The 12,623-nt window shown below is 60.3% G+C and carries 10 protein-coding genes; 8 read left to right on the top strand and 2 right to left on the bottom strand.

Annotated features, from left to right (window positions below):
• Positions 1-4: 4 nt before the first annotated feature.
• Positions 5-1,360 carry a glycoside hydrolase family 16 protein gene (locus CI41S_RS04365; RefSeq protein WP_139857582.1) on the bottom strand — a complete coding sequence of 452 codons (1,356 nt, stop codon included), beginning with the start codon at positions 1,358-1,360 and terminating at the stop codon, positions 5-7.
• A gap of 294 nt (positions 1,361-1,654) precedes the next feature.
• Between CI41S_RS04365 and CI41S_RS04360 the strand changes: the two genes are divergently transcribed.
• From CI41S_RS04360 to CI41S_RS04345, 4 genes are all read left to right on the top strand, one after another.
• Positions 1,655-2,452 carry a glycosyltransferase family 25 protein gene (locus CI41S_RS04360; RefSeq protein ID WP_172627908.1) on the top strand — a complete coding sequence of 266 codons (798 nt, stop codon included), beginning with the start codon at positions 1,655-1,657 and terminating at the stop codon, positions 2,450-2,452.
• Between the two features lie 73 nt (positions 2,453-2,525).
• Positions 2,526-3,716 (top strand): glycosyltransferase, encoded by a 1,191-nt coding sequence (locus CI41S_RS04355; protein WP_172627907.1) that lies wholly within the window; start codon positions 2,526-2,528, stop codon positions 3,714-3,716.
• Between the two features lie 100 nt (positions 3,717-3,816).
• The gene (locus CI41S_RS04350; RefSeq protein WP_172627906.1) at positions 3,817-5,070 is read left to right on the top strand and encodes a hypothetical protein; all 1,254 of its coding nucleotides are present in this window, start codon (positions 3,817-3,819) and stop codon (positions 5,068-5,070) included.
• Between the two features lie 319 nt (positions 5,071-5,389).
• Complete coding sequence (locus tag CI41S_RS04345) at positions 5,390-6,400, top strand: acyltransferase family protein (RefSeq protein WP_172627905.1); 1,011 nt, start codon at positions 5,390-5,392, stop codon at positions 6,398-6,400.
• Positions 6,401-6,418: 18 nt separating this feature from the next.
• Here the strand turns inward: CI41S_RS04345 and CI41S_RS04340 are convergent, their stop codons facing one another.
• Positions 6,419-7,492 carry a glycosyltransferase family 2 protein gene (locus tag CI41S_RS04340; RefSeq protein WP_172627904.1) on the bottom strand — a complete coding sequence of 358 codons (1,074 nt, stop codon included), beginning with the start codon at positions 7,490-7,492 and terminating at the stop codon, positions 6,419-6,421.
• 254 nt (positions 7,493-7,746) lie between these two features.
• Here CI41S_RS04340 and CI41S_RS04335 point away from each other — a divergent pair, with 254 nt between their 5' ends.
• From CI41S_RS04335 to CI41S_RS04320, 4 genes are read left to right on the top strand one after another with little or no spacing between them, the layout of a single operon-like run.
• Complete coding sequence (locus tag CI41S_RS04335) at positions 7,747-9,669, top strand: HAD-IIIC family phosphatase (protein WP_139857576.1); 1,923 nt, start codon at positions 7,747-7,749, stop codon at positions 9,667-9,669.
• Positions 9,670-9,727: 58 nt separating this feature from the next.
• Positions 9,728-11,164, top strand: coding sequence for an MBOAT family O-acyltransferase (locus CI41S_RS04330; protein WP_139857575.1), 1,437 nt, complete (start codon positions 9,728-9,730; stop codon positions 11,162-11,164).
• 59 nt (positions 11,165-11,223) lie between these two features.
• Positions 11,224-12,321: a hypothetical protein gene (locus CI41S_RS04325; RefSeq protein ID WP_139857574.1), complete on the top strand. Its 1,098-nt coding sequence runs from the start codon at positions 11,224-11,226 to the stop codon at positions 12,319-12,321.
• A gap of 57 nt (positions 12,322-12,378) precedes the next feature.
• Complete coding sequence (locus CI41S_RS04320) at positions 12,379-12,618, top strand: acyl carrier protein (protein WP_139857573.1); 240 nt, start codon at positions 12,379-12,381, stop codon at positions 12,616-12,618.
• The last annotated feature ends 5 nt before the right edge of the window (positions 12,619-12,623 follow it).

The following is a 12,623-nucleotide window of genomic DNA, read 5'->3' as shown; positions in this document are numbered from 1 at the left end:
GCCCTCAGTGCGACTGAGCCTGCACATCCAGGTTCAACAGCTTGCACACCGTGGCCTTGGGGGGCTGGACAACGTCCGTGCTGCAAGTCACCGGACTGGACAACGTGCTGTTGGCAACCTGTGCGGACAGCCGGCCAAATAGGATATAGTTTCCAGGGCGCTGAATGGCAGGCAGAGAAGCCACGGCAATGGTGGGGCCGTCGGTCCGCTCCTTGTCGGGTTGGACCTGCAGTTTGGTATCGGCCGACGACACGATAGACCCTGTCGCCTTGTCGTAAACGGTCAGCTGAAGCGTCCGGTTGGACGGATAGTCGGCCGGGACTTTGATCGGTATTTCGACATTGAGCTTGTCGCCGGTGCTCAGCGCGAGGACGCCTGCGTTGGGCTGCTTGCCGGCGACCACCTTGTTGACGGCCAGGAACGCCGGCTTCGCCATATCGTTAACTGGCGCGGAATAGCCGAATTGCTTCGGATCCGGCGTCGATTGGCTCGGCCCACATTGCCGACCGCCGCGGTCGGAGGTCGTGTACTGACATACGCGCACATAGTCGACCTTGAAGGTTTGCGGAAACGCGGCCTCGTCAATGCCGTGCCGTCCTGCCCATTTGCTGCCGCCGACAGCGAAGTTAAGATCTACATGCGCGGGTGGTCCAAGCTTTCCATCGCTGCGCAACCACTGGTAGTTTCGCGTGTAGATCAGCTTGCCATCCCAGAACATCGAAATCTTGTCAGGCGCCCACACGAAGCCAACGGTATGCCAGCCCTGGTTGAGATCCTCGCTTCCATACATGTTCTGGAACTTGAGCTCGAAGGAACGATCGACATAGGTGTATTGCTTTGGATCGATGGGTGCCACCACGTTCGAATGCAGCGAGTTTGCCTTGTCCTCGACTCCATTGATCACATACTCGAAGATGTCGATCTCCGGCGGATGCCAGGTCTTGCCGTCGATGTCGTAGTCCGCCTCGAGCCAGAACGCCGGCCAGATTCCCTTGGCGTTGGGCAGAAACACACGAGCTTCGTAGTACCCGTAGTAGAACGTTTGATGACTGCGGATCATCGCGGATTCGTACAGGCTCGGCGACCCGGGCATCTTCTTCGCAATCAGGTTGAGAATGCCATCCGCCACGACGTGGCCATCGCGATAGCGCTGGTTCTCATCGTTGAAGTGGTCCATCGTCTCGTTCGAATAGAGATAACGCGTGGCCCATTTGTTACGATCAAGCTTGTCGCCGTTGAACTCGTCCGAAAACACCAGTTCCCACCCTGCCGACTGCGCCGGTGTCGGAGCTGCTGTCAGAGCCGCTATCAGCAACACCAGTATCGGGAGAACACGTTTGGCAGTCTCGATGAGGTTCATTCAGCGAGCCTTCTGGCTGATCGTTATGAGGTTTCGATGACAAGACCGCCGTCATCGACGCGCAGCGATCAAGTTGACAGCCCTGCATCGGTAAGACAGGTTAGCCCTGCACTCCAGGCGTTACCAACGGTCGGTCGTTCACATTGACGAATTGGACGAAGACGTCACCTGGGATAAAACATATCAAGCTTGTCGATGATGTGGTCGCGCTGCCGAATTTGTGTCCGGAGGATGACGAAATTTGCGGCAGCGTCGCTCGCGTTGTGCAAGCGGTAAATCAAACGTGAGAGGATCGTGGGAACCGACGCAAACATACCAGCCTTCGTGATCAACCTTGATCGGGACATCGCACGATGGCAGGACATCTCGGGTGCGCTGACGCGGCTCGAAGTCCCCTTTGAACGAATCCCCGCGATCGATGCCAAGAAACGGATGACGCTTATTCGCCGAGTGATCCGTCGCGACTTCCAATTTGCGCCGGCCAATCGCGCGATGAAGGCGGGTGAAATCGGCTGCTACCTATCGCACATCGCGGCGCTGAAACGCATCGTGCGCAAAAACCTGCCGGCGGCGATCATCTTCGAGGACGATGCCGCCTTCGACGTACGTTTTCCGCAATTCTATAGACACGACCTGCCGCGCTTCCTGATGACGAGCGATATTGTGAAGTTCGAAGGCATTCACTATGTGCACACGTCCAAATCGGGCGTTTCGCTCATCAAGGGTGAAGCGGCTCAGCTCGTCGTCCCCCTGAAGCCCGCGCTCGGATCTGCCGCCTATGCCGTCACCCGAACGGGCGCAATCAAGCTCATCAAAGCGCTGTCGGTCGCTGACCGGCCATTGGACCACAAGCTGGTCTACTACGATCGGCACGGAATCGATTTTGCCGAGACCCAACCGTTTCTCGTCAGACAAGCGGACTACGACAGCAGCATCGAGCTGCGCAATCTCGATGCGCCCCCGCTACAGCCCGCGGAGCGGCTTCGCCGAGAGGTTGCCTCCGTTGGTCGTGGCGCGAAGCGGATCGCCTATGTCGCAAGGCTGTTGATCAAGCGGCGACTGCTCGGCGCGAAATCTCCCTCTGCCGCCTGATCCCGAGCAGCCGATGCGCGCCTTCGGCGTCGGCATCGGCACTCCGTTCCGAGTGTTCATTCGAGATCGAGCGATGAAGAAGATTCTCTGGATCGTCGGCCGCATCCCCTCGCCGCTCTTCAGTGGCGACGCGCTCTATTCCGCGGGGATACTCACGGCGCTGTCGAGAACCGGACAGACCGAGGTGACAGTGGTCGGCTGCCGGCGTGAGGACGCGCCGGTCGACGATCGCCTGCTTCGCCTGCCGGGCACAGTTTTTCCCGAGGCGCCGTGGCCGCGACGGCTCGGAATCCGGAGCTTGCTGACATCATCGCCGAGAGACGCCTATTGCCTCGCACCACCTTCGATCGGGACGACGCTCGCCGAGCTCCTGAACCAGCGCTGGGACTGGATCGTGTTCGATCACGCGCGATCAGGCGCGTTGCTACCGATGGTCCTGAAGCAGCGCAAGCGAGCCTCGATCTGCTATCTGGCGCATAACGCCGAGGGCAAGATCAGGCCCGCGATCGCCAATGACTTCACCAACCCGCTGCGCCGCGCGATCATGCGCTGGGATGCTGAAAAGTACCGGCGGCTGGAGCAACGCATCGTCGACGCCGCCGACAGCATTCTCTGCATCACCGACGCCGACGCCGCCTATTTCGCGCAGCCCGGCAAGACCACGTTCGTGGTCCCGCCGATCTATCTCGGAGCGGCCGCGCCGAGCGATCGCATCGAGTCGACCCGACCGAAGTCCATCCTGCTGCTCGGCTCGTTCGAATGGGTCGCAAAACAGCGCAATCTCGAGCACATCATCGGCACGCTGCTGCCGCCTCTGAAGCGCCAGAACGTCACCCTGGATGTGGTCGGAAACGTTCCTGAGGACATCAAGGCGCGTTATGCCCATGAACGGCCGCACCTGGTGTTCCATGGTCCGGTGGCCGATCTCGCGAACGTGCTTGCGAGATCGCGCGCAGGGCTTGTTGCGGAGACGCTTGGCGGAGGGTTCAAATTGAAACTCTTGGACTACGCCTTCGCACGGCTTCCCATCTTCGGACTTCGCGCGGCGGTCGACGGCACCACGGCCGACGAGCAATCGGCGATGTATCTCGCCGACACCATGGACGACCTGGCAAAGACCATCGTGGACGGAATCGACGACCTGGCTGGCCTCAACCGGAACCAGACCAAACTGTTCGAACTGATGTCGAACCGCTTCGGGCTCGAGCAGGGAACCAGGCGCCTGCACGATATCCTGGTAGAGAGGGCTGGCGCGGCGCCATGACTGGAACCGTGCATCGATCGATACAAGTTGCCGGATTGTGCTAGCGTGACCTCGATCCACCCGGGCAAACGTCGCTATGACTCTTGAGATTCAGGTTCCGATGGCGCCCCTGGGCGGGGCAGCGCAGCTGGCACCGTCGGGCACCGAACTCAGCAAGTCGGGCCGGCGTGCTGTCTGGATGTCGCTCATCTCCGTTCTGTTCCTGTCGCAGATCGCCTACAACATCAACACGTTCCCGGCATCGACCGACCTCATCTGCTATGCCGCCGTGACGGCCTATCTGCTGGTCAGCGGCTTTGCGTCGATCGGGTTCCTGTCTCTGGCGCTGTTCATCGCCGCGCTGGTGATGGCCTGCTTCGGGACGGCGACCGCGACGTCGTCGACGTCGTGGACTTCGCTGATGCTGCTTTTCGTTCTCTATGCGCCGTTCGCCATTCGGTTGAAGGGGGAGCCGGAAGGCGCCCACGAGTATGTCCTGTCTGCCTATGTTTCAGCAGCGACCTGCATCGCCTGCGTTGCGATCGTCCAGATCGTACTGGTCAACGCCACCAAATCGTCGCTACTGACCAACATCTACTTTACCCTGCCCGAAGCCATTCGCGGTGCCGGACACTACACCTTCGTTCGCGAGGGCGGCGGAATCATCAAACCAAACGGCTTTTTTCTCCGCGAGTCGGCCGATCTTTCGCTCGTCGTTGCGCTGGCGCTCCTGATCGAGTTCGGGTCGCGGGCGAGGCTGCGCATCATGGGCATTCTCGCGGCGGGACTGCTTTGCTCGCTATCCGGCACCGGCCTCCTCGCGATCACCGCCGGGTTTTTGCTGCCAAGATCGCTCCTTCGTATTCCGCTCTTCGTCGTCTATCTCACCGCACTGGTCCTGGCGCTGTATCTGCTCTACAGCCTTGGCATCCCGGGCCTGGACCTGTGGTTCGATCGCCTCTCCGAATTTCAGACGCCGAATACCAGCGCTTATGCGCGCTTCGTCGCACCAATGGAAATGATCGGTCACAGCCTGGACAACGGTCCTCTCGCCACCTGGTTCGGCAACGGCGCAGGCAGCTATCTCAGGGACGTTCAGCTCTATCACATGAACTATGAGGTCAACGACCCGACCTGGGCGAAGCTCATCTATGAGTACGGCGTGCTCGGATTTGTCCTGATCTTTGCCATTCTCGCGCAACGATTGTATTCGAGCCGGCTGCGCATTGAGATCTGCAACTTTCTGATGTTCAGCTGGATCAGCGTCGGCGTCGTGCTCAAGCCGAGCTTCGCGCTTGTCGTCTGGTTGCTGACACTGGTCGGACAGTCGGCAAGCCGACCGACGACCCAACGCGCAAGACCACGAGCGGGTTGAGCTCCCTCCAGCTTGCTGTGGCGCAGGTTGCGCATGATCTTTCTCTCACGCGCTCCTTGCAGCGCGACGCCCGATTGAACGTTGCTCTGGTTCAAGCGGACCCTGGTCGCAAAAACAACGCATAGCGTCCACACGAACAACGAAGTCAGTCGGAATATGGGAGGCCTCGTCAAAGAACCGGCCGCCATGAGCATCGGCGGCCGTGCTTCGCACCGCAGACGCCCGAAATGCGATGGACCGATGGCCGCGCATGCAAGGTGTTGCGCGGATCCATTGGGGACGCCTTTCGGGCAGTGGCGATCAGCTTCGGGAGACCGCGTTGCCCAGGCTCCTCTCCATCCAGTATTTGAGAGCGTTTGCGGCCTTCGGGGTCGTCGCCTTTCACGCGCAAGGCTTCACCTACGGCCGGGCGCTTGTCATTGGCAGCGCCGGCGTCGACATATTCTTTGTCGTCAGCGGATTTGTGATGTGGACAGTGTCCGCGTACCGCCCGCAGACGCCGGCAGAGTTCTTTGTGAACCGCCTAATTCGGATCGTCCCGATGTACTGGTTCGTGACGCTGTCCTTCGTTGCCGCGGCCATCGTGCTTCCAACGCTGTTTCCGCGGCTGGTCGTCAGCGCCACACACACGCTCGCATCCCTTTTCTTTGTTCCAATGCGATCTCCGAGCAACGGCGAGATCTGGCCGGTCGTGGTGCCGGGGTGGACCCTGAACTGCGAGATGTTCTTCTATGCCGTCTTTGCCCTGGCACTCTTCCTCACGAGCACCACGACACGGCTCGTCTTTCTCGCCATGACGTTCTTCGTGCTTATCCTGGTCGGCCGCATCTACACCGGCGACAATCCGGCGATCACATTCTACACCGACCCAATCATGCTCGAGTTCCCGTCGGGGATTCTGCTGGGCAGAGCCCTCGAGCAGGATCGCTTGCCGCGGCTGCGCTGGGGCTATGTGCTACTGGTCGCAGGTGCGTTGCTGTTTGCCGTTTCCGCCTGGCTCGATGTCAGCTCACCGCGCGTGCTGGCGTGGGGTATTCCTGCGTTTCTGGTCGTGGCTGGGGCCGTTATCATCGAAAAGAACCGGAGCGTCCCGCTTGTTCCTGCACTTGCCCTGCTCGGCGATGCCTCATACTCGATCTACCTCACGCACACTCTCACCATTTCCGCGATCGGGAAATTCAAGGCGTATTTCAATGCACCGACATTCTTCGTCGCCAGCCTGACGCTTTCCGCCTTGATCGGCGTTGCGGCATGGCGGCTGGTCGAGCGCCCGTTCGCCGAGTTTCTGAAGCCACGTCCCAGGCTCCGGCAGCCGCATCTGGCCGAGTGAATCGTGCCTGGTTTTGCATCAGGCGGCCGCTGGCGCTTTCTTCACCACCCGGAGCAGGCTGAGCGCTCGCTTCATCCATTGCGGCCGCGCCGTCGGCACATAACGCCAGCCCACCACGGCGCGCCGCAAGCCGCGTGGGCCGAACAGCGCAAGGATCATCCACAGCAACAGTGACGTCCGCTGCGCCTGTGAGAAACCTTGCGAAAATGCCAATGCCTTGAAAGTGGCAGATGCAATCTGCATCGCACTGTCATCGGCAATAGGATGGATGTCGGGCCGCAGGGAATACGACGCTGCACGCAGGCAAAGGAACAGCAAATTCCTGTTGAGCGCGCCCGCATCCACCGGCATGCCCGCGCTGCTCGCCACTTCCGTGAAGAATTTGTGACGCCGACGCGTGAGGTCGACTTCGCGCGCGAAGCGGCTGTCGTCCAGCTCAAGATGCGCGCCATGGTTTAATCCATGAACGCGATAGTCGACCAGCGGCTTGGGAATCGTGATGACGTCGCCATACACAGGCGCTGCCGCGATCAGATAACTGTCGGGCGCGCGATCGATGAAATCAGATTCAAAATTGAAGATTCGCTCGACCACCGACCGCGGATAGGCGCTGCCCGATCCCGGAGGTGTCGGATAGACACCGGTCGTCGTAACCCAGGAGCGAATGTCCTGAGGGGTGGGATGTGAGTAATACTGCGGCAGGATGCTGCCCGTCGGGTTTCCCCGGGCGTCGACAACTCGCATCTGAAACTGAAACTTGCTCGCCGCATCGGACCAGGCTGCCGCAATTTCAGTCATGATGTCCGGATGAAGGGCATCGTCGGAGTCGAGAAAGATCACGACGTCGCCGGTGCAGCGACGGAACCCGTTGACACAAGACGGCATCTGGCCAGCGTTCGCCTGGCTGATGACGGTGATCTTGTCGGCATACGCCTTGATCACCTCGAGCGAGTTGTCCGTCGATCCATCATCAACGACGATCACCTCGACGTTCGGCCAGCGAATGTCGAGCGCGCTCCTGACCGCGGTGCCTACGTAATCGGCGTAATTGTGATTGGGAATTACGACCGACAAGGCGAGTTCATTCGTCACTTCGGGTTCCTCATGCGCAATCCAAACCGAGTTCCTATTGCGTATTTGCGCGGCGTGACAACAGATTATCGCAGCACCCGCAAGCGTTGCATTCCTGATAGCGTCGTAATCGTGTCATTGCGTCCGCATATGTGGCCGCGTCTTCACTCGCCATGAAACTGTCGAATTATGGATAAAGATTGTGGCTAACAACAGCGAGGGGAAACGCAAGCAAGTCGGGCAATGATCCAGTTGCCAAGATAAAGGAAACGGCCGTGTCCGCAGAGCTGTATCGAGAACTCGCCTGGCTTCCAAAACCTCCGTCCGATTTCTCGATCCGCTGCAAGGAACTCGCAAACGGTTCCGGCGACGCGCTCGGAAAGAAAATCAGAGCACTCGCGACCTACGCACTTGATGAGACGCAACTGTCCAGACTCGGACGGACGATTCGATCGTTGCAACTCGGCGGCGCCTCCCTCGCACCGCTCGTGCCATTTCGGCTCGGCCTGATCGGGAACGGAACGCTCGATCTGATGGTTCCCGTTCTGGTTGCAACGGCCGCTCGCCATGGTTTCGCGCTCGAATGCGTCACGGGTGCCTATGATCAGTATCTGCAGGACGCGCTGCAGCCGGACTCCCTTCTCAACAAGGCGCGGCCCGACGCGGTTCTCGTTGCGCTCGATCATCGGGGACTGTCGCTGCAACCGTGCCCAGGCAATGAGCAACTGGCCGCCGAAGCCGTTGACGCGGCAATTGGATTGCTCGATTCGATCCGCACCGGCATTTCGCGCAACAGCGGCGCGCTGTGCATCCTGCAAACGCTCGCCGCGCCACCCGAAAGCCTGTTCGGATCCTTCGACCGCTCTCTGGTTGGCACAGCCCGCAATCTGGTCGACCGCTTCAATCAGAAGATCTCCGCCGCCGTGCTGCAGTCGACCGACATGATGCTCGACGTCGCCGGCATCGCCGAGACCGTTGGCCTGGCCGATTGGCACTCTCCGGCACAGTGGAATCTCGCAAAATTGCCATTCGCGGACGCTCTGGTGCCACTCTACGCCGAGCATGTCGTGCGCATCATCGGCGCGCTTCGCGGCAAGAGCCGTCGCGTTCTCGTGCTCGATCTCGATAACACCGTCTGGGGCGGCGTAATCGGCGACGACGGCATGGAAGGCATCCAGATCGCCCAGGGCGATGCCACCGGCGAGGCCCATCTTGCCGTGCAGCAACTCGCGTTGGCGGTACGGGCGCGCGGCATCGTGCTCGCGGTGAGCTCGAAAAATACCGACAGCGTTGCGCGGCGGCCGTTCAGGGAACACCCCGACATGCTGTTGAAGGAAGAGCATATCGCTGTGTTCCAGGCCAACTGGAACGACAAGGCGACCAACATCCGCGCCATCGCCAAGGAGCTCGCTCTCGGCCTCGATTCCTTCGTCTTCCTCGATGACAATCCGGTCGAACGCGGCTTGATCCGGCAGGAGCTTCCGGAGGTGGCGGTGCCCGAATTGGATGCCGATCCCGCCAGCTACGCCCGCACGCTGGCCGCTGCCGGCTACTTCGAGGCCATCAATTTCTCCGAGGAGGACCGCGCACGCGCCGAAATGTATCAGGCCAATGCACGCCGGCTCAGCCTGCAGGGCCAGGCAACCGATCTGAAGTCCTATCTGCGGTCGTTGGATATGCGCATCGTGTTCGGCCCCTTCGACCGGACGACGCGCGCCCGCGTGACGCAGCTCATCAACAAGAGCAACCAGTTCAATCTGACGACGCGACGCTACACTGAATCGCAGGTCGAGCAGTTGGAAGGCGACGACGCTGTCATGACGCTGCATGCGCGACTGATCGACAAGTTCGGCGACAACGGCATCATCTGCGTGGTCATCTGTCGTGCGACCAGCCGTGAGACCTGGACGATTGATAGCTGGTTGATGAGCTGCCGGGTGCTTGGAAGATGCGTCGAGCAAGCCGTGCTGGCCGAGATCGTGCTGCAGGCACGCGCCGCCGGCGTCACGACCCTGGAGGGCGTCTATCTTCCGACCGACAGGAACGAGATGGTCCGCGACCACTACGGCAAGCTCGGCTTCGTGCGCCTCGACGATGGCGCCGACGGAAGCAGCCGCTGGGCGCTCCGGACCGACGTTGAACTGGAGACCTTACCAATGACGGTTCAGCGCGAGGAGAAGCAGTTTGAGCCGGCTTGATCGGATCAGATCGCCGACAACTTGAACGAAAACCTCGGACAGCCTTGAGCCAACGGACATGAGTCTGACATCCCCTCTGTTTTTTGCTTTTCTTGCTGCGGTCGTTATCGCCTTTCACATCAGTGAATCGGTCCCCTACCGACGATTCGTGCTCGGGGCCGCGAACGCGATCTTCATCGCAAGCTACCTGAGCAACGTCACGCAGGTGCTGCCGCTGCTCGCCTTCCTGGGGCTCGGCTATGCCTCCATATACGCGCTTTACCGCCGCCAATCGCCTCTCGTGCTGGCGGCGGGCGTCGTCGCGATCCTGTGCTGCTATGTATTTCTGAAACGATTCTCATTCTTCGAGGGGTTGGGCCAGCTTCCGTTCCCGTATCTGACCATCGGGCTGTCCTACATCCTGTTCCGCATCCTGCACATCATGGTGGATGTGCGATCCGGGGACCTCACCGAGCGAATTGGTCCGCTGGCATTCTTTCGTTTCACTTGCAACTTCCTGTGCTTCGTCTCCGGCCCGATCCAGCGTTATCAGGACTTCAGCGCGATGGACGGGAAGGCGGCGGTTCAGATCGACGCATCGGTGGTTTATGCCGCGTTTTCCAGAATCGCCACCGGCTATGTGAAGTTTGTCATCATTGCCGCAACCGCCGACTACGCCTTCACGTTCGTCAGTCCGCACCTGCTGCAGCCGTCCGGCTATTCGTTCCTCAAGCTTTGCGCCGTCTACGCCACGGTCGCATCGCTCTATACGGTCTATCTGTACTTCAATTTCTCCGGGTACATGGACATCGTGATCGGTATCGGAACCCTGCTCGGGCAGACGTTGCCGGAGAACTTCGACCGGCCGTTCTCGGCGCGCAGCTTCCTTGAATTCTGGCAGCGCTGGCACATGACACTGTCGCAGTGGTTCAAATTCTATCTATTCAACCCGCTCCTGATGCTCCTGATGACCTGGCTGCCCTCGCCGGCGCTCACGTCCTACCTGGGTGTCCTCGCGTTCTTCATCACGTTCGGTGTGATGGGCATCTGGCACGGCACGACCGCGGTCTTCGTCATCTACGGCCTCCTGATGGGTGCCGGCGCCAGCATCAACAAGCTCTGGCAGGTGGCGTGCACCGAACGCCTTGGCAAGAAGCGCTATCGCGCGCTGACCGAATCCACCGCCTACATTTATTCGGCGCGCGGCCTTACGGTTGCCTATTTCGTGCTGGCATTGACCTGCCTCTGGGTCCCCGAACTGCCTCAATTCACCACTCTGCTGGCGCGGCTCGGCATCGCCGGCGTAGTTGCCACTTTCGTCGTGGTGGCGGCCGCGTTCGGGATCGCAGCGTTCATCCTGGATGTCGTCCAGGCTCGCCTTCGCATCCCGACGCTGTCGGGGATCAACGGCGGCGCGATCACCAGAAATCTGCACCTGGCAGGCAAGATGATGGCAATCGTCGCCGTCGCGACCCTGCTGCATAAGGCACCGGACTTCGTCTACAAGGCGTTCTGAAATTGAAATACATCCTTCGACAGTCGGCGTTGACCTTGTTGTCGTTCGCCTTTCTTTACGTGCTGCTCGCCGGCGCGTCGTTCCTCGTCTTTCCCGATCCATCGAGCGCCGGCCCGCGGGATTTCCAGGCCGCGGAACGAACGCTCTACATGACAGTTCCTAAATACGTCTTCCTCGGCCGCAGTGTGCTCGCCAACCCGGACCGGAAGATCATTCTGGTGGGAGCGTCGAATACCGGGGTCGGGTTCCGGCAGAAGCTCGTGCAGTCGAAACTCGGTTGCGCCAAGGTCAGCAACCTCGCGATGGGCGGCGCCAACATCTCCGAGGTCAAGCAGGTGATCAACCTGGTCCACGAGGTGCAGACCGATCGGGAACGCCAGCAGAACACCTTCGTCATCGGCATCTGGTTCGGCATGTTCATGGATTCGGATGTGCATTTCTCAGACGGCGATCGCCATCGCGGCGAGACCGATGTCGATATCGAACGATACCGGTACGGCTTCTATCGTCGCACCTCGGATGGTCCGGTTGCGGTGCTGCCACCGCAATGGCTCGACGCGGGTGTGATGGCGATCCGGCCGTTCCTGCTGATCGAGAAGGTCGCGCGCGAGGCCAGAGCCGGCGTCAATCTTCTGCTGACCGGCCGCACCAGCGCACAGCGTACCGACGACGAGCGCGAAAGCGTCGTGATGTCGGACGCGGACAAGCAAAAGGCGCTGGCGTACTGGAAGGAGAGCATGGGGCGAACGAGCGACATTTCTCCAGCCCAGGTCGACATCCTGAAACAGACCGTTCAGGCGCTGCTGAGTTCGGGAGAGAATGTCGTGCTCGTCGACCTGCCGATCCCCGCCTGGCATCGCGATGCCAGCCCGTATGAACCGAGCTACCGACTGGCACTGAAGGACTTGCTTCGGGAATTCGGCGACCATCCGAACTTTTTGTCGCTGAGCATGGACGACCTCGACAACGACCTCGACTATTCGGACGAGGTGCATGCCAAGCGGCATTTGGCCGATGTCTGGTCGATCAGGCTGGCGAACACGCTGGATTCGTTCGTCTGCCGACAGAAGCCCGACAACGCTCCGCGGGTTACCACCCTGCGCTCTTCGGAGTTGATCGCAAACGACCCGCAGGTGAAGACCGTCCCGGGCAATTGACCGGCACGCGATCCGCACGCCGGCGCCACCACAAATCAATCGACAAAGGAAGATGCAATGCAGAAGACCGAAGTCTACAGCAAGCTCACCGCTGTTTTTCAGGACGTGTTTGACGAGGACGACCTTGCCCTTACGCCGCAAACCACGGCCGACGACGTCGATGGCTGGGACAGCCTGTCCCATATCCGCCTTGTGCTTGCCGTTTCGAAGGCGTTCGGCGTGAAATTCTCCGCATCCGAAATCGGTAACCTCAAGAATGTCGGCGAGTTCGCCGACCTGATCGAGAAGAAAGCGTAACGGCG

Source organism: Bradyrhizobium ivorense, from assembly GCF_900696085.1.
In the GTDB taxonomy this organism is placed as follows: Bacteria; Pseudomonadota; Alphaproteobacteria; order Rhizobiales; family Xanthobacteraceae; genus Bradyrhizobium; species Bradyrhizobium ivorense.
Note: the sequence above shows the minus strand (reverse complement) of the source record. Positions and strands in the feature narration are given on the sequence as shown.